A 17,402-nucleotide genomic window follows, 5' to 3' on the forward strand; every position below is an offset into this window, starting at 1 on the left:
GATGCTGCGTGCCCTATCTAAAAATACCCGTCATGAGCGCAAGCAAAAACAGGCTTGTCCGTCATAGCGATGAATTCGACATGATTTCTTTTAATTTTTCGGTTGCCCGCTTCTGAATGCGCGAGACGCTCATCTGTGAAACGCCCAGCTTCTGGGCGATCGAGCGCTGGGATTCCCCGTCCTGGAAAGCCATCAGCAGCACCCGCTGCTCCTGCTCCTTCAATTGGCTTAGAGCCTGCTGCAAATCCATCCGTTTTTCAACCGTATCGTAATCGTTCGCCTCGGAGCTGATCAGTTCCCCGAGCGTCGCCCCCGTTTCTTCCTGGGAAAGCGGGGAATCGAGGGATACGTAATGGTAACATTCCCGTCCGGCAAGCACCTCCACGGTTTCCTCCACCGAAAGATCCAGATACTCCGCAATCTCTTCCACGTTCGGCGAACGTTCAAGCTTCACCGTCAGCTCGTCGATGGCGTGCTGGACAAGCGCGCCTTTTTCCTTGATTCGCCGCGGCACCTGGATGTACCAGGACTTATCGCGAAGGAAATTTTTCATGTGGCCGATCATGCTTTTCATGGCGTAAGGCTCAAACGGAACCCCAAGCTCAATGTCATACTGCTGCAGAAGGCGGATCAGGGACATTTGGCCGACCTGGTACAAATCCTCGTACAAATCGGGCCGGTTCCGGGCGATTTTGCCCGCTGCGATTTTCACCATAGGTTCATATTTTTGGATTAGAACGGTAGCGATTTCGTTGTCTTTGGTCTGCTGGTACTGCCAAATCAAACCTACGGCCTCGCTCATGGACTCAGGGGGAGTCACTTTATCGTTCATACCTTTTCCTCGCTTCTCATCAGACGTTTGGACATCACGACCTTGGTTCCGCGCCCGGCGGCGTTTTCGATGCTGACTTCATCCATGAGCGCTTCCATCAGGTAGAAACCAAGCCCGCCGATTTCTACGTCCAGCAGTTCCTTGTCGTGAAGCGTAACGCTGCCGTTCGAAGCAGTCCGTTCAAAGCTCTCCCCTTCGTCCCGTACCGTAATGGACAACATGTCCTCAAACAACTCGAACGCAACCTCGACGATGCCGTCCTGCTTATCGTAAGCATAAAGCACCGAATTGTTGCACGCTTCCGATACCGCTACCTTCATATCTTCGATATCTTCATACGAAAAACCCATTTTCGAGGCGATCCCATACAAATTCAGTCTGACAATATCCACATACTCCGCTTTGGCCGGCAGACTGATCACGACTCTTTGCACTTCAGCATTCATTCTATTCTTCGATCCTTTCCTATTGGGAATTCTCAGTGGGGGCAAAAAACTTGGCGATACCCGTCATATCAAACAGCTTCTGGATTTGGGCTGGAATCTGCTCCACCTGGAAGCGGGCCTGCATTCCGTGTCTCGCCTTCAGAATGGAAAGCAAAATCCCGATCCCGGTGCTGTCAATATATTTCAAATCCTTCATGTTGATGATCAAATCGATACCGGCATCCGAGACCAGCGGCTCCATGACAAGCCTGAAATCGGGGGCAACCGACAAATCCAGTTCTCCGCTTAAATATACGGTGCAAGAATTTCCACTTTTTTCTGTCGTTACGTTGAATTTTTCGTTTTTATTTGTATTCATAGACATTCTCTCCCGAAAATTGATTTCATTTCGTCATATCAGGCGCATCTTCATCTTAGTTCCATACGATCTGATATTTACAAATAACCTGAACGTGCCCGCTTGAATCATCTTCGGCTCATAATGGCAAAGAAAGCGGAAAACGGTTCAGCACTTCCTTGAGCTTGCTCATCCGCACCGGTTTACTGATGTAATCATCCATCCCCGCTTTCAGGCAGCGGTCGCAGGTCCCCTCCATCACGTTGGCCGTCATCGCGACAATCACCGGCCTCCGGTTTACAGGCTTCTGCCGCTCCCGAATAAGCTTCGTGGCTTCCAGACCGTCCATCACCGGCATTTGCAGGTCCATAAAAATGTATTGATAACCCGGACTCTTCTGCATTTTGTCGACGGCCTGCTTCCCGTCCTCGGCGACGTCGGCCTTCAGCCCGAATTTGCCCAGCATGCTGACCATCAGCTTCTGGTTCACCGGGTGATCGTCGACGACCAGAACGTCCGGCGGCGCGTTCCGGTCCCGGTTTACCTGAAGGCAAAGCTCGTCGAAGCGCCCGCCCAAGCATTCGTCATGCTCCGTTTCTTTTACGATGATGTTGAAAATAAACGTTGCTCCTTGATCTTCGGGCGGCTCGACCCGGATGTCGCCGCCCATCATCTCGACAAGCGATTTGCAAATCGCCAAGCCGAGGCCGGTTCCGCCGTATTTGCGCGTCATGGACGAATCCAGCTGGGAAAACGGCTTAAAGAGACGGTCGATTTTATCCTCCGCAATGCCGATGCCCGTATCTTTTACGGCAAATTCAATGTCCAGGGCGCCGGCCGCCTGCTCCTTCAAAGAAACCATCAGGTAGACGCCGCCTTCATGGGTAAACTTCACCGCGTTGGCGATCAAATTGATGAGCACTTGACGCAGCCTTGCCATATCGCCGTAGACCGCCGATGGAATCCGTTCGTCAAGGAAATAAACGAGCTCCAGGTTTTTTTTGCCGGCCTCGACGGAAAACAAGCTGAACACCTCCTGAATGCAGACGCCGAGATCAAAAGGATGCTCCTCCAGCTCCATTTTGCCGGACTCCATTTTGGTGAAATCCAGGATGTCGTTGATCACCGTCACGAGCGCGTCGGCGCTGTGGCGAATAATTTCCGCGTATTCCTTTTGCTCTTCCTTGAGGTCGGTTTCCATCAACAGGTCGACCATGCCGATCACGCCGTTCATCGGCGTGCGGATTTCATGGCTCATCATGGCCAGAAACTCGGTTTTCGCTTTGGCGGCGATTTCCGCCGCCTCTTTGGCCTTCACCAGCTCCTGGTTGATTTTCTCCAGCTCCTGGGTTTTTTGCTGCAGCAGCATCGACTGGGTTTTATGCTTTTTGCCCGTCAAGTACATTTCGACGAACCCTTCGATTTTGGTCTTCAAAATTTGGGGGATAAACGGCTTAACCATATAGTCGATGGCGCCGGCGGAATACCCCGCAAACAAATGCTCCACTTCCTTGCTGTTCGCCGAAACGAAAATGATCGGGATGTCCTTCGTTTTGTCCCTTTTTTTGATCAGCTTCGCCGTTTCGATCCCGTCCAGTCCCGGCATTTGCACATCAAGCACAATGACGGCGAATTCATCCTTAAGCAGGCAGCGCAGCGCTTCTTCTCCGGACGTCGCCTTGACGAGGTTGTAGCGTTCGCTGTCCAGCACGGCCTCCAGGGCCAGCAAATTTTCCGGATGGTCGTCCACGAGCAGTATATGAATCGGTTCTTGAACCCCCATAGAACTTCCCCCAATTAGCCTATTTCATTTTCCGGTATATTTTCTCCACACGATCCAGCGGCTCGTAGTACTCGCCGTATTCCGTAAACTGCATCGACTCTTTCGAGCCGAGGACCAAAATGCCGAAACGGCTTAAGCTTTCATGGAACAGCCCGTGTACCCGATTCCGGAGCGTGTCGTTGAAATAGATCATGACATTCCGGCAAAAAATGACGTTAAATTCGTTAAAGGAACGGTCCGTCGCCAGGTTATGCTCGGCGAAAATGATGTTTTTCTGCAAAAACGGCTTAAAGATGACCGAATTGTATTTCGCCGTGTAATATTCCGAAAACGAACGGGTGCCTCCGGCCTCGATGTAATTTTTTGTGTACTGCTTCATTTTTTCGATGCCGAATATCCCCTGCCTGGCGACCGCAAGCGAGCGGTCGTTCATGTCCGTCGCGTATATTCTCGATTTTTCGTACAGTCCTTCCTCATGCAGCAAAATCGCCATGGAATAAACCTCTTCGCCCGTCGAACAACCCGCGTGCCATATCCGGATGTACGGATAGGTGCGCAGCATCGGCACGATGTTTTCGCGGAAGGTCTTGAAAACGTTCGGGTCCCTGAACATCTCGGTCACCGGAATTGAAAGCGTCTGGACCATCCGCTCGAAACACGCGCGGTCATGCAGCACTTTTTCCTGAAGGGCGGAAATGCTCTTCACGTTTTCCGAATGGATAAAATGCCAGATCCGCCGCCGGAGGGACGGCAGCGCGTAATTGCGGAAATCGTAGCCGTATAGCCGGTGAATCCCTTCCAGCAGCAGCTCAAGCTCGATGTCCTCGCGCTCCCGGTTCCCTCCTGCCGTCAATTGCTCCTCAAAATCATCCGAAATGCAAATATCCATTCATGTTCCTCCCGGTATTTCGTATCACACTTCCCATTACCCGAATCCCCGGGTTACGAATACAGCCAGACCCGCATAAGTGAAAGCAGCTGTTCGGTTTGGATCGGTTTTTTGACGTAGTCCGAGGCTCCGGCTTCGATACATTTCGAGCGGTCCTCCTTCATGGCTTTGGCCGTCAAAGCGATGATCGGCAGCTTCTGGAATTCCGGCTGCCGGCGGATCTGGCGCATCGCTTCGTAGCCGTCCATTTCGGGCATCATCATGTCCATGAGCACCAAGTCGAAATGCCGGCCGCTGTTCAATATTTCGAGCGCCTCCCGGCCGTTTTCCGCGAAGGTCACGTCCATGTCGTAGCTCTCCAGCACGCTGGACAATGCGAACACGTTCCGGATATCGTCATCGACCAGCAAAATCTTTTTGCCTTCGAACAGTACTTCCTTGTTGTGCAGCCTTTGTAAAATTTTGCGCTTGTCTTCCGGCAAGTTCGCTTCCACCCGGTGCAGGAACAGCGTCGTTTCATCCAGCAGCCGCTCGGGCGATTTCACGTCCTTGATAATGATGGATTCGGCGTATTTGCGGAGCCTCATTTCTTCCTTGCTGTCCAAATCCTTGCCGGTGTAAATGATGATCGGCAGGTCCTCCAGCTCCTCGTCCTGCTGAATTTGATCCAGCAGCTCGAAGCCGGTCATGTCGCTGAGCATCAAATCCAGCACCATGCTGTCGTAATGCTTGTTCCGCAGCTCCCTCAGCGCCTCTTTGCCCGTGGAAACCGCCGTAATAACGACGTCGTCATGGTCGATCAGCTCGATGATCGAGCTGCGCTGTGTTTCGTCATCCTCCACGATCAGCAAATGTTTGACCGATCCTTCGGTATACGATTCGATGTGCGAAAACGCCTTTTCCAGCGCCTCTTTGGAGGACGGCTTTTTCAGATAGGCGATCGCGCCCATCTTCAGCCCCTGCTTCACTTCATCCACGACCGATACGATATGGACCGGGATATGCCGCGTCGCCGATTTGCTTTTCAGCTCGCCGAGAATGGACCAGCCGTCCATCACCGGCAGCTGGATATCGAGGATGATGGCATCCGGCAAATACGATTCCGCCATCTGCAACCCGACGTCGCCCTGCATGGCGACGATCCCCTTGAATCCCCGGCCCCGGGCCATTTCGAGCAGGATGTCGGCAAACTTCGGATCGTCTTCGATAATGAGCAGAACCTTGTCGTTCTCCCCGATCCGGTCCCGGTCGTCCTTGATCGCCGTCAAAGCCTGAACATCCGCTTCATCTTGACGAGGTGTCCCGGCAGCCTTGTCCGCTTCCTCGGCAAGCAGCGGCTCGCTTGCGGCCGCCGCTTCGCGGCGCGCCGACTGGAATGCAGCCATGTCAAACATGACAGGCAGGTACAAGGTGAAGCGACTGCCCACGCCTTCGGCGGATTCGACCTCGATGCCGCCGCCGAGAAGCCGGGCCAGCTCGCGGCTGATCGAAAGCCCGAGGCCCGTTCCGCCGTACTTGCGGCTGGTCGTCCCGTCCACCTGCTGGAACGCTTCAAAGATAAGCTCCGTCTTATCCTTGGGAATGCCGATGCCCGTGTCCTCCACGGACAAAGCGATGTAGCTGTTCCGCCCATCCAGGTAGGACGGCAGTTCCCGCGCTTCGGCCCGCTGAACGCTGAAGGTGACGGAGCCGCGGTTCGTGAATTTGAACGCGTTGGACATCAGGTTGCGGATGATTTGCTTCACCCGGTAGCCGTCCGTCACGATCGATTCCGGCAGGTCTTGATCCACGTTGAGCTTAAGCGCCACCTGCTTTTTGGACGCGACCGGCATGAAGTTTTGATGCACAAAGCTTTTCCATTCCTGCACCGGCACCGGTTCCCGGTTGATTTCCATCTTCCCGGCATCCACTTTGGAAAGATCCAAAATTTCGTCGATCATCTTCAAGAGATCCGCGCCGGACGTATATATCGTGCGCGCATATTCCGTCTGCTTGGCGCTCAAATTGCCTTCCTTGTTCTCGGCCAGCAGCTGCGACAAAATCAGCAGGCTGTTCAGCGGCGTCCGCAGCTCATGCGACATGTTCGCCAAAAACTCCGATTTGTACTTGCTCGTCACCGCCAGCTGCATCGCCTGCCGCTCCAGCTTGGCCCTGGCGTCTTCGACTTCGATGTTTTTTTCTTCAAGCCGCTGCATTTGCTCTTCGAGCGCCCGTGTCTTGGCGATCAGCTCGGTGTTGAAGTGCTCCAGCTCCTCCTGCTGCCGCTGCAGCAGATCCTCGGATTTTTTGAGCGCTTCGGTCTGCTCCTCCAAATTTTCGTTCGTTCTTCTCAGTTCTTCCTGCTGCGTTTGAAGCTCTTCGGATTGGCACTGCAGCTCTTCGGTGAGCGCCTGCGACTCGCGCAGCAGCTCTTCCACCCGCAGCCTTCCGTTGATGTTGTTGATCACGATGCCCAAACTGTCGGCAAGCTGAGCGAGCAACTTTTGCTGCAGCTCGGAAAACGGCTCGAACGACGCCACTTCGATGGCTCCCAGCAGCTCATCCTCGAACAGGATCGGCTGAATCATCAGATGTGCCGGGGTGCTCTCGCCAAGCGCGGACGTCACCGCCAAATAGTTTTCCGGCACCGTCGTCATGATCGGCTTGCGATCCAGCCCGCTTTGCCCGATAAGCCCTTCCCCGATTGCTACGCTTGGTTTCGTGGCCAGATCGCCTTCATGGGCGTAGGTGCCGTTCAGAACAAGCTTGTCCGGCTCCTTGTCCTCGTCATGGATATAAATGGCCCCGTAGATCCCTCCCAGGATCGGTGTAAATTCGCTAATAAACGCCTGGGAGACCTGCTGTCTGGAACTCATGCCCTTTAGCAGCTCCGTAATGCGTCTCACGTTGGAATTCAGCCAATTCAGGTCCTTCTGGGCCTGCAGGTAGCTGAGCTCAATCTGCTGCTTTTCCTCAAGGTCCTCCGCCATTTCCTTGAATACCCGGGCCACCTGCCCGATTTCATCCTTGGACGTCACCTTGATGCGGCGGATCGTTCGGATGCGGCCTTTGCCGAAGCTCTCGATCATCATGGACACCACATGCAGCCCTTTGGTAATGCTCGGAATGACCCAAAGGATCACGGCCACGCCCAGCAGCAGGCCAAGCGCCATCAAAGCGACGGTCATTTGGATGGAGCTCTCGTAATTGGCTTTCGCTTCGTTCATGTTGCTGTCGACCTGCATGTCCTGGAAGGAGGCAAGCTCGTTTACGCTCTCCAGCGCCTCCGCCTGCAAAGCGAGCCCGCTTGTATTGCGGTACGTGTTGGCATCCTCCCATCGCCCTTGCGACACGAGCGCCATTTGTTTCTGTTCGTATTGTTGGAATCCTTTCCATGCGCTTTGCACGCGGGTCAGCATCCGTCTCTCTTCTTCGGAGCTGGTGTTTGCGATAAGGTTTTCCAAATTCTGATTCCCGCGGGCGACCATATCCTTGATCTGGCTTTCGGTCTCCTCCAGGGAATCGTCCTTATTCAGCATTACATTGACGAGCAGCCGCGAAATGTTGTTCACTTCGCTCCGCATGCTGCTGGAATACCTGACTTTCAAATATCTCTCCTTGTAAATTTCATCCAGCTGCCGGTTCATGTCGCTTAAACGGTTATAGCCGATCATCGTCATGACGATCATAAGAACCATCAACACGCAGAAGCCGATGATCAGCTTGGTTTTCAGCTTCATTCCGCGCCTTCCCCCTCTTTTAACGATATCCAGACGAGGCATTTGTCGTCTTCCCGCTCCTGCGTGCCCCGGTCTTCAAAAAAAGCATCGAACATTCGCTTCTCGTCCCACCGGTGGGAATGACTCAAGCGGCTGATCAGAAAGTCGACTTTTTCCTCATGCTCCCCTTGCACGACCTCAAGCAGCCCGTCGGTATACAGCGCGATGTGCCCATCGCCTTCGTAATGGATCGTCTGCGGCTCGATGTCCATTTTCTCGAACAGGCCGACCGGACAGCATGCCTTGTCGAGTTGAACGACCTCCCCTCCGTCCGAAAAAAACAGCGCCGGCGGATGCCCTGCATTTACGTAATCGATCCGCTTCACCACCGTATCCACGACCAGGTAGATCGCCGTAAAATAATATTGGACAAGCTGGTTTTCGATATGGAGCTGGTTAAATCTGCGGTTCAGCTCCTGAATCACTTTTTCGGGCTCGACGTAGGTCGTGACCGTATCCTTCAAAACCGATGCGATAAACATCGTAAACAGCGAAGAGGATATGCCATGGCCCATCATGTCCAGCAAAATGACGCCGTACCGCCCTCCGTTAAGCGGATACCAGGCGTACAAATCCCCGGCAAGCTCGGCGGAAGGCTGGTAAATCGCATGCACTTCGAAGGCGCTGTCTTCAATCGGCGGGCTCAGCACCGCATTCTGCACAAGCGCCGCCAGCCGCAGCTCGTCCTGGATGCGCTGATCGCGCTCCTTATGCCAGTCGTTTTCCTTTTTCAGCCGCAATGCCAGCCGGATTCTGGCCATGAGCTCCACTTTGTTGATCGGTTTCGTGACATAGTCGACGGCTCCGGCGTCCAGCGCCTCGGCCAGCTTTTTGGAGTCGCCCACCGCCGTCACCATGATGATGGGAATATCCTTGAGATGCTCGTGGCGCTGGATGATCCGGCATGCCTCAATGCCGTCGATTTCGGGCATCATCATGTCAAGCAAAATCAAATCGATATTGACCTTTTTACCATGGGACTGCAGGGCGCTATCTTCTTCCCCGCTTCCTTCAATTCCCAACGCTTCGAACATCCCTTGGGCCGAGGAGGCCGAAGCGGTGTCCCGGTAATTCTCTTTTTTCAAAATTTCCCGGATAATAATGATATTTGTCGGATTATCGTCAACGATTAATATTCTCATAACACTCTCCTTGAGCCGATGGGTTTAGTGTATTATGAATTCTCTTGTTTCCATACTAACATAATCGAATAGAGAACTTTTCGGCCGAGAGCCGTATTGCTCAACATTTTCCATTTTGAAGCCCCAGCTCCAAAAACACAGATAAGGAATGGGGCGAAAGGTCCCATTCCTTATCTATATTCTGGATTCCGAATTCCAAATCCGAAGCGGCATCCACGCCTTTAAGCAGGTTTGGCAATGACCAAAACCTTCCCGAAGTCCAGCTCCTTCTCGTAGAACTGGGCTTCCGCTTCCGTAAAGCCAAGCGATGTGATTTTGGCGCGAAGCTCGTCGCCCTTGAGACGGAACAAATTGGCAAGAGCATCAAACATGCCTTCTTCCTTAATGCCGATCTCGCTCGCATTCGCCGTATCGGCTATCCGTTCCGTCCGGTCGTCGTCATGGGCCAAAACGAAAATGTTTTCGCTCAGGTAACCGCTGCTGCGAAGACGATTGACTTCCTCCACGGCCTGTACGCCGTTTTCCACGACTTTTGCATACGATCTTGCATGGGTTGACGAATTCATGTTATTCACTCTCCTTAGCGTTTTGTCGTCCGCTCATGTTTCTATTAACCGGTTCGTGCGATGGTGAAACATGAAATGATGAAAAGGCCGATCAAGCCCGGATGATTTTTCCTTTCGTGCGAAACGGCGTTTCATTCATGGCGGAATTTCTGCCAGACGGAAAAGGCGAGATCTCCCCATTTCATCCAGCCCGGCTCCTTTTTTTGTTTCCCTTTTCTCCCGTAAGTGGAAGCGTAAGATTCAATCATGCGCTCCTCTGAATTGGCCGGGGCAAGCAAAGGGGACTGCCGTCTGGCGGGAACACTTTCGCTTTTCCGCTTGATTTTGTGAATCACGGCGGCTGAAGCTTGCTTCGCGGCAAGCGTGATTTCGCTGAGCGCCTCGCCCAAATGTTTTACCGAGTCCATCACGGGATCGATTTGCTCCATTTTGTGCCGAACGTCCCGGGTAATGTCGCTTGCCTGCCTGACGACTTGTTTGACTTCATACCCCAGTTCGTCAATGGTTTGCTGAATCTCCTGCAGCGTTTGCGTCGTTTTTTCAAGCGATGCCTTCGCGGCCAGCAGCGTTTTGATCAAATAGATGACCAGCACGGCGAACGCGGCGGCGATGACGGCGACACTCACTCCGACGAGCATAGCAAAACCTCGCTTTCCTCAGTAGATTGCACCGTTGTCCCTGGGCAGCATCGGCGGAAGGCCGCGGCCGCCCGATGACAACAAGCGCTGATCCGGCTCTTCACGTGGCCGTTTTTTTGCTGATATGCGTTAGTTACCCTGTCGGGTGAGGCCCGAAACAACAGCCCCGATCTTCGAAAAATACTGATTTATCCATTCTCCAAGAAAAACAACGATCACCCTTTAGCGGAGATCGAAAAAATAAAACGGCGCCGCCGGATTACCATCCTGAGCACCGCCATTTATCATTTTAATTAATTTTCCATAATCCGCACCATCACACAAGTAAGCAAACTTACTTGCAGGGATAGCCAGTTTTCACATTACCTATAAATAAAATAACGAACAAAAGCGTATTGAGGCACATCCGTTTGCAGTTGTTTCTGATCCAGTCTCCCCACAGGAAGCGTGTAGGCGTAAGTTTTATTGGGTTTAATTTCATCAATTAATCTTAGGCCCGAACGGTCACTATTCGTGTTTCCATTGGTACCTTCTTCGATAAAATGATTTGGATCAATGTAAACCAAGAGATGATCTTGAATTTGCTGGGAAGTGTATGTGCTGGTGGAAAGGTTCTTCAATGTAATCTTTAGCTGTTCTTCTCCCTCAACCGTTTGATAACCAATCGACTGAGGAACGATTTGCGTGTCCATGGATGACTCTTTGTGCTCTTCATTGTTCATTCTCTCCAGTGGGCCTGCTTGGAAAAAGCGGTTGTCATCCAAGGATATAATTTTGTTTTTTTCATCCCATTTGAGGGAAGCACCGAGCCCCTCGGCGATCCATTTTGCGGGTACTAATGTCGTTCCATTCTTAAGTGTTAGCGAGGTGTCTGATGCGATCTTCTTTCCGTTTATGGTAGCTCCTTTTTCGTTGAGTACTGCTTTAAGCTTGAAATCTTTCGCTTCAATTTGAACAGACTTCGCTTTTGAATCCCATGTAGTTTTACCGTTTATGAAGTCGGCGATCACACGTAAAGGTATCAATGTTCTATTATTTTTATCTACAAAAGGCAATTCACCCTTCGAATAAATAAGATACGCTCCATTAACTTTAAGTTTAATATGATTCTCATCTAAAGATCCAGCTGCAGCAAATGTTGCTGACAAAAGAAATGAGCTTATGACGAGCAAAGAACACATCTTTTTTTTCATAACTTGCCTCCCTTACTATTAAAAAAATCAACCTCTCCATTTCGGGTTATTCTTTAAACGGTTTGTTCAGGAAAAATGTTGTACCTGGATGATACCTAGGCGCAACATTTTTTTGATTTAAGGTAACGTGCCTGTCTTTACCTTAACAGTATCCTGCGCCCAAGATACCCATCAACTAGGATATTTAAAGTTTAACATCCACAGCTACTTGCAGTTGTCGAAGCACTCATAAGCACTTCACTTTCGGTGGTTGTTCCTCCTTGAACATTGCTCCACATTCCAAACCATCGTTTGTGCAATTGTAGTACCATCTTTCTTTTTTCCTGCCCCCAAAAAAAGCCAAACGTCGTTTTCGACGCCCGGCTCTTGATTTATCCGTATAATCGTTGTTATTTAAGCAGCAGCGACGGCAAAGACAGCCAATCCAGCTTGAAGGTCACCTTGGCCCCGTCCGGCAGAAACTCGATATGGTCCACGGTCAGCATATCCGGCAGATGATCCTTTAGCTGTACCGTAATCGTTCCGAGATTCAACTGGGAAGCGGGAATCTTAATCGCTTTGATCTGCGTGGATTCATGTTGCAGCTCGAGCGTGCTGCCGTTAGCCTGCATGTAAAATTTCAGCTTGGCGCCGAACGGAATCAAATCCTCGTATTTGCCGTTAATATCCGCCGTCACTTCTTGGCCGCTGAAATGGAATTCAGCCCCGGTGACGGTGATTTGCCGTGGAATATCCCCCAAATGCTTCAGCAGTTCCTTTTTGGCCAACTCGTTCAGTTCGCTGCCGCTGAGCGTGATTTCCGGCTTGCGCGTTTTCAGCATTTGGACGGCTTTGGCTTTGACGTCAATGTCCCGGTAGCTCAAATCCAGCTTCTGATCGGGAGAAATATACCAGATGACGAGGCCGCACGCGATGACGGCAAGCAAAAGCAGCGTAACGATCGTCCGAAACAGTACTTTCATGTTCCGTCTCCTTTCCAGTCCCGGGCGGTTCTCTCCCGCCCTTCTATTCTCCCATTATACTGAAATCGCCTATGAAACTCGAATCCTGCTCCGAATGATGCGACATCAGGCGCTGCAATCAAAAAAAACGGTCTTCTTCCTTTGGAAAAAAACCGTTTTGAATGTATAGGCCCTCACTCCATAACTCACACCAATCCTTCCCTGCCGACCACCTCAAGCCAGCGCCGGGCGATCAAGTCGTGACCCGCCGGGGTCGGATGCACGCCGTCGTAAAGCCAATATTCCGGCTCGGCCCTTTTCACGGCTTCGTCAAAGGCATCCTGCAGCGGCACAAAAACCGTTCCGTATTCCTCCGACAATTGGCGGACGATCCCTTGGTATTTGCCGACAAGCTTTTGCCACTCCTCCCATTTCGCCTCCGTCGCGCCTCCCTTGAGAACAAACGGCTCGCACAGGATCAGGCGGGTATGGGGCAGCACCTCCTTCGTTTCTTCCAGCAGATGTCTGTATGCCCTTTCAAAACGGTCCGTCACGCCGCTCGGCTCCTCCGACATCGTCCGCCATGCATCGTTGACGCCGATCAAAATGCTGATCACGTCCGGCTTCAGGCTGAATGCGTCCTCGTTCCAGCGCGCATAAAGGTCCGATACCCGGTTGCCGCTGATGCCCCGGTTGACGAATACCGGCTGTTTTTCCGCATGTTCGTTGGCCAGCTTCGCCGCAATCAAATACACATAGCTTTGCCCGATAAAATGCTTCTGGTAGAGCCCCCTGTCCCGGTTTGCATCCGTGATCGAGTCCCCTTGGAATAAAATCACCGCGTTTTCCTTCGATATCATTGGACTTGTTCCACCGCTTTCCTGGTTGATTTTTTTGCATGAGTACTATAAATTAATATACCTGAACTCTTGACGCTTTTAATAGATAAAACGTCAAGTTTTATTGGTTCAAACTGCCAGATGAGGGTTATTTCAAATGGTAGGGAAGCCAATAAACAGATGAATGGAGGAATGACAGATGAAAAAAATGATTACGTTTGCAGCAGCTTTTGGCCTGATGGCATCCATGGCGACCGCCGCGTTTGCCGATGAGGACCGTCCGGCGGCCGAGACCGAAGCAGCGGCAGCTCCCGTGACCGGCACTTCGACAACGATCGTTGAGCCGACGAAACTGTTTGACGAACCGCTGATCCAGCAGGGCAGCCTTGCGAAGGAAAACAACGAACCGATCGTGATTTCGGCCATCACTCCGTTTTGTGAGAGCCCTAACGGCAAAATTATGAACTTCCTTTCCCCTCAGGTCGTATTCAGCACCGGAAACCATGTTTCCGACGTAAACGGCGACGGCGAGTGGATCGAAATTTATACTTGGCTCGGCAAGGCCTGGGTACATGTTCCTGCGGTGGTGTAACCCTGATACATAATAGCAAAAATACAAGCACCGCCAAAAAAAGACCGAGGGATTATCGTTATCCCCCGGTCCTTTTTTTTTGATGATGCGGCTAGTTTATTCCGTGATGCCATAATTAATTGGATGACGCTGCCCTCATACAGGAAGCGAAGTTTCCTCGAGCTGACGAAATCCATTAGGGCAACGCCAGCTGTGTACGCATACAGCACCCGAACACCCGAAGTTCCCCTATTTTTTCCCCCTAGGATGCCGCCCAGGCTCCAGAACGTCCAGATCCTTCGGCTCGACGTGGACATGGACGTTCATTATGTTATGCATATCCGTCAGCCGATCTTCGATTTCGTCGCTGATCCGATGGCCTTCAATAATGCTCAAATGGGGATCAACCTCGATCACGACATCCACCAGCACGTGATTGCCGTGAACCCTCGCTTTGACGTCCTTGATCCCCTCCACGCCCGGCGTACGGCTGATGGCGCCGCGCAGGTCCTTGAGCTCCGCCTGGTCGAAGCCGTCGGTCAACCGGTAGGTCGAATCCCGGAAAATATCCCAGGCGGTTTTGCAGATCAACAGGCCGACCGCCATCGCAGCAACGACGTCAAGCCACGGCAGGCCGAACTGCGCTCCGATAATGCCAACCGCAGCCCCGATGCTAACGAGGGCATCCGATAAATTGTCCTTCGCCGCGGCCATCAGCGCCTGGTTGTTGATCTGCCTCGCCAATCTCCGGTTATACAGGTACACGCCGTACATGCACACCGCACAGACCGCGGCCACGCCGGCCGCCCATAAATCAGGCTGCGACTCCTTGCCCGCGAACAAGGAACGAACCGCATCCACCAGCACTTGAATCCCCACCGTCGCCATGATGAACGATGCGATCAGCGCAGCGACCGTTTCGGCCCGGAAGTGTCCATAGGCGTGATCGGAATCCGGCGGTTTCCGTGAAATCCGCAGACCGATCAGCACGGCGAGCGAAGCCACGATATCCGTTACGTTGTTAAAACCGTCGGCCAGCAGCGCGCTGGACGCAAACAAATAACCGCTAATCAGCTTAAAGGAGGACAAAAGCAGATAAGCCGCGATGCTTACCCAGGCTCCCCGCTCTCCTTTTCGTATATCGTCATAGATATTCACCAAAGTCTGATCCACCTTTTACAGAGGGTTCAAAAAGTCCTTTTTTATCCTAGCAAAGAAGAGCCGTGTGGGTCTAGAGAAACATAATTGCCGCGGGTCAAGAGGTTTTATCTTCTACATCTCTTGTGGGGAGCCGCAAAAACGGATAGAATTAGGACGATAACCCAAAGGGAGGGCCGCCCATGTCCGAAAACAAAGATCAGAAGAAGGTCAATCTGGCTGACGCGATACGCGCAAAGCTGGAGCAGAAAAAACAGCAGAATCAATCCTTTAAGCCCGGCGGATTTCAAGGAAATTCCCCGCAGGCGATGAAAAGCCAAAACAACAAAAAGCCGAACAACCAGCGCCGCCGCACCGGAGGCTCCTAAGTGCCGCAAGAGCGGGCAACCGGCGCCATTGTCCCCGCCATGCGGAGCCTGATCTCCGTTTCTTTTTCGAATGTTTTGCGGGGACCCGATTCACCAAAAAAAAGCTGCTTCCCTTCATCGGGAAACGCCCCTTGTTTCAATGACGGGGACCTTCCGATGGGAAAGCAGCTTTTTGGGTTTTATATCGATGCCGGGCGGCTTACAGGCCGTCCGGGTACATTTTTTCGCGCAGCGCCTTAATTTCTTCGCTTTCGAGATACTCGTCGTAAGTCATGACCTTATCGATGATGCCTGTCGGCGTAATTTCGATAATCCGGTTGGCGATCGTCTGAATGAACTGATGGTCATGCGACGTGAACAGGATCGTTCCGTCGAAATCGATGAGCCCGTTGTTGAGCGCCGTGATCGACTCGAGATCCAAGTGGTTCGTCGGCTCGTCAAGCAGCAGGACGTTGGCGCCGTTGAGCATCATTTTGGCCAGCATACAGCGCACTTTTTCGCCCCCGGAAAGCACGCTCGCCTTCTTCAGCGCTTCTTCCCCGGAGAACAGCATCCGGCCCAGGAATCCGCGCAGGAAGGTCTCGTCCTGGTCTTTGGAATATTGGCGCAGCCATTCGACCAGGTTCAGATCGACCCCGTCGAAATATTCGGAGTTGTCTTTCGGGAAATACGCCTGGGAAGTCGTCACGCCCCAAGAAAATTCGCCGGAATCCGGCTCCGTGCGTCCCATCAACACTTCAAACAGCATCGATTTCGGCAGCCCGTTCGGACCGACGAACGCGATCTTGTCGCCTTTGTTCACGACAAAGCTCAGATCGTCCAGCACCTTCTCGCCTTCCACCGTTTTGTTCAGGCGGTCGATCGTCAGCAGCTGCTTGCCGGCTTCGCGTTCCGGTTTGAAGTTGATGAACGGGTATTTGCGGTTAGACGGACGGATGTCGTCCAGCGTGATTTTATCCAGCTGCTTCTTCCGGGAAGTCGCCTGCTTGGACTTGGAAGCATTCGCGGAGAACCGCTGAATAAACGCCTGCAGCTCCTTGATCTTCTCTTCCTTCTTTTTGTTCGATTCGCGCTGCAATTGCAGCGCCAGCTGACTCGACTCATACCAGAAGTCGTAGTTGCCGACATACAGCTGGATTTTGCCGAAGTCGATATCCGCGATGTGCGTACATACCTTGTTCAGGAAGTGACGGTCGTGGGATACGACGATAACGGTGCCTTCGTAATCCATCAGGAAGTTCTCAAGCCACTGAATCGATTCCAAGTCCAAGTGGTTCGTAGGTTCGTCCAGCAGCAGGTTGTTCGGACGGCCGAACAGCGCCTGGGCGAGGAGCACGCGGACCTTCTCGTTGCCGCTCAGCTCTTCCATCTTCTTGTCATGCAGCTCGCGCGGAATGCCAAGGCCGATCAGGAGTGCAGCCGCGTCAGGTTCGGCGTCCCAGCCGTTCAGTTCGGCAAATTCGCCTTCAAGCTCCCCTGCGCGGAGACCGTCTTCTTCAGAGAAATCCGCTTTGGCGTACAAAGCATCCTTTTCTTTCATAATGTCATATAGACGGCTGTGTCCCATAATAACGGTTTCGAGAACCGGATATTCGTCATATTCAAAGTGGTTCTGCTTCAGGACGGCCATCCGTTCGCCCGGCGTCATATGAACTTCGCCTGTGTTGGGTTCGATTTCGCCGGACAGAATTTTGAGGAAGGTCGATTTACCGGCGCCGTTGGCACCGATCAGACCATAGCAGTTGCCCGCGGTAAACTTTATATTTACATCTTCAAAAAGTGCGCGCTTTCCGTAACGGAGTGTCACGCCGCTTGTACTGATCATTAAGCATTACCATCCCTTTCAATAATTGGCTTCAGCACATTATAGCATAAAAAAAGGGTCTTATCGACGTATCCGCGCAGAAGTTATGCCGCATACAGACCCCCTTAAACTATTCC

Annotated in this window: 16 protein-coding genes; 2 read left to right on the plus strand and 14 right to left on the minus strand. The window is 52.2% G+C overall.

Annotation, left to right across the window (positions count from 1 at the left end; genetic code table 11):
* Nucleotides 1-61 precede the first annotated feature (61 nt).
* From GQY55_RS24285 to GQY55_RS24340, 12 genes are all read right to left on the minus strand, one after another.
* Complete coding sequence (locus tag GQY55_RS24285) at nt 62-832, minus strand: sigma-70 family RNA polymerase sigma factor (protein WP_160044503.1); 771 nt, start codon at nt 830-832, stop codon at nt 62-64.
* Nucleotides 829-1,278 carry an anti-sigma B factor RsbW gene (gene rsbW, locus GQY55_RS24290; protein ID WP_160044504.1) on the minus strand — a complete coding sequence of 150 codons (450 nt, stop codon included), beginning with the start codon at nt 1,276-1,278 and terminating at the stop codon, nt 829-831. The genes GQY55_RS24285 and rsbW overlap by 4 nt, the downstream gene beginning before the upstream one ends.
* Nucleotides 1,279-1,297: 19 nt before the next feature.
* Complete coding sequence (locus tag GQY55_RS24295; RefSeq protein ID WP_160044505.1) at nt 1,298-1,636, minus strand: STAS domain-containing protein; 339 nt, start codon at nt 1,634-1,636, stop codon at nt 1,298-1,300.
* Nucleotides 1,637-1,754: 118 nt separating this feature from the next.
* On the minus strand, nt 1,755-3,398 hold the full coding sequence (locus tag GQY55_RS24300; RefSeq protein ID WP_160044506.1) for a response regulator: 1,644 nt from the start codon (nt 3,396-3,398) through the stop codon (nt 1,755-1,757).
* A gap of 19 nt (nt 3,399-3,417) precedes the next feature.
* Nucleotides 3,418-4,287, minus strand: coding sequence for a CheR family methyltransferase (locus GQY55_RS24305; protein ID WP_160044507.1), 870 nt, complete (start codon nt 4,285-4,287; stop codon nt 3,418-3,420).
* A gap of 53 nt (nt 4,288-4,340) precedes the next feature.
* Nucleotides 4,341-8,006 (minus strand): response regulator, encoded by a 3,666-nt coding sequence (locus GQY55_RS24310; RefSeq protein WP_160044508.1) that lies wholly within the window; start codon nt 8,004-8,006, stop codon nt 4,341-4,343.
* Nucleotides 8,003-9,187, minus strand: a complete 1,185-nt coding sequence (locus GQY55_RS24315) for a fused response regulator/phosphatase (RefSeq protein WP_160044509.1) — start codon at nt 9,185-9,187, stop codon at nt 8,003-8,005. Before GQY55_RS24315 ends, GQY55_RS24310 begins: the two co-directional genes overlap by 4 nt.
* Before the next feature lie 221 nt (nt 9,188-9,408).
* Nucleotides 9,409-9,753: a general stress protein gene (locus GQY55_RS24320; protein WP_160044510.1), complete on the minus strand. Its 345-nt coding sequence runs from the start codon at nt 9,751-9,753 to the stop codon at nt 9,409-9,411.
* 131 nt (nt 9,754-9,884) lie between these two features.
* Complete coding sequence (locus GQY55_RS24325) at nt 9,885-10,391, minus strand: DUF948 domain-containing protein (protein ID WP_160044511.1); 507 nt, start codon at nt 10,389-10,391, stop codon at nt 9,885-9,887.
* A gap of 362 nt (nt 10,392-10,753) precedes the next feature.
* Nucleotides 10,754-11,584 carry a copper amine oxidase N-terminal domain-containing protein gene (locus tag GQY55_RS24330; protein WP_160044512.1) on the minus strand — a complete coding sequence of 277 codons (831 nt, stop codon included), beginning with the start codon at nt 11,582-11,584 and terminating at the stop codon, nt 10,754-10,756.
* Nucleotides 11,585-11,973: 389 nt separating this feature from the next.
* A complete protein-coding gene (locus tag GQY55_RS24335; protein ID WP_160044513.1) occupies nt 11,974-12,546 on the minus strand; it encodes a hypothetical protein in 573 nt (190 codons plus the stop codon).
* A gap of 185 nt (nt 12,547-12,731) precedes the next feature.
* Nucleotides 12,732-13,385: an SGNH/GDSL hydrolase family protein gene (locus GQY55_RS24340; protein ID WP_160044514.1), complete on the minus strand. Its 654-nt coding sequence runs from the start codon at nt 13,383-13,385 to the stop codon at nt 12,732-12,734.
* Between the two features lie 178 nt (nt 13,386-13,563).
* Between GQY55_RS24340 and GQY55_RS24345 the strand changes: the two genes are divergently transcribed.
* The gene (locus GQY55_RS24345; RefSeq protein WP_160044515.1) at nt 13,564-13,956 is read left to right on the plus strand and encodes a hypothetical protein; all 393 of its coding nucleotides are present in this window, start codon (nt 13,564-13,566) and stop codon (nt 13,954-13,956) included.
* Between the two features lie 228 nt (nt 13,957-14,184).
* On the opposite strand, the gene GQY55_RS24350 is transcribed toward GQY55_RS24345, so the two are convergent.
* Nucleotides 14,185-15,096: a cation diffusion facilitator family transporter gene (locus GQY55_RS24350; RefSeq protein WP_160044516.1), complete on the minus strand. Its 912-nt coding sequence runs from the start codon at nt 15,094-15,096 to the stop codon at nt 14,185-14,187.
* Between the two features lie 179 nt (nt 15,097-15,275).
* On the opposite strand from GQY55_RS24350, the gene GQY55_RS24355 reads away from it, so the two are divergent.
* Nucleotides 15,276-15,461: a hypothetical protein gene (locus GQY55_RS24355; protein WP_160044517.1), complete on the plus strand. Its 186-nt coding sequence runs from the start codon at nt 15,276-15,278 to the stop codon at nt 15,459-15,461.
* A gap of 199 nt (nt 15,462-15,660) precedes the next feature.
* Here GQY55_RS24355 and GQY55_RS24360 read toward each other — a convergent pair whose 3' ends face one another.
* Entirely contained in the window at nt 15,661-17,286 is a 1,626-nt protein-coding gene (locus tag GQY55_RS24360; RefSeq protein ID WP_160044518.1) for an ABC-F family ATP-binding cassette domain-containing protein, read from the minus strand.
* Nucleotides 17,287-17,402: the final 116 nt, after the last annotated feature.

Source organism: Paenibacillus sp. USDA918EY (assembly GCF_009870825.1).
Classification (GTDB): Bacteria; Bacillota; Bacilli; order Paenibacillales; family Paenibacillaceae; genus Paenibacillus_AQ; species Paenibacillus_AQ albilobatus.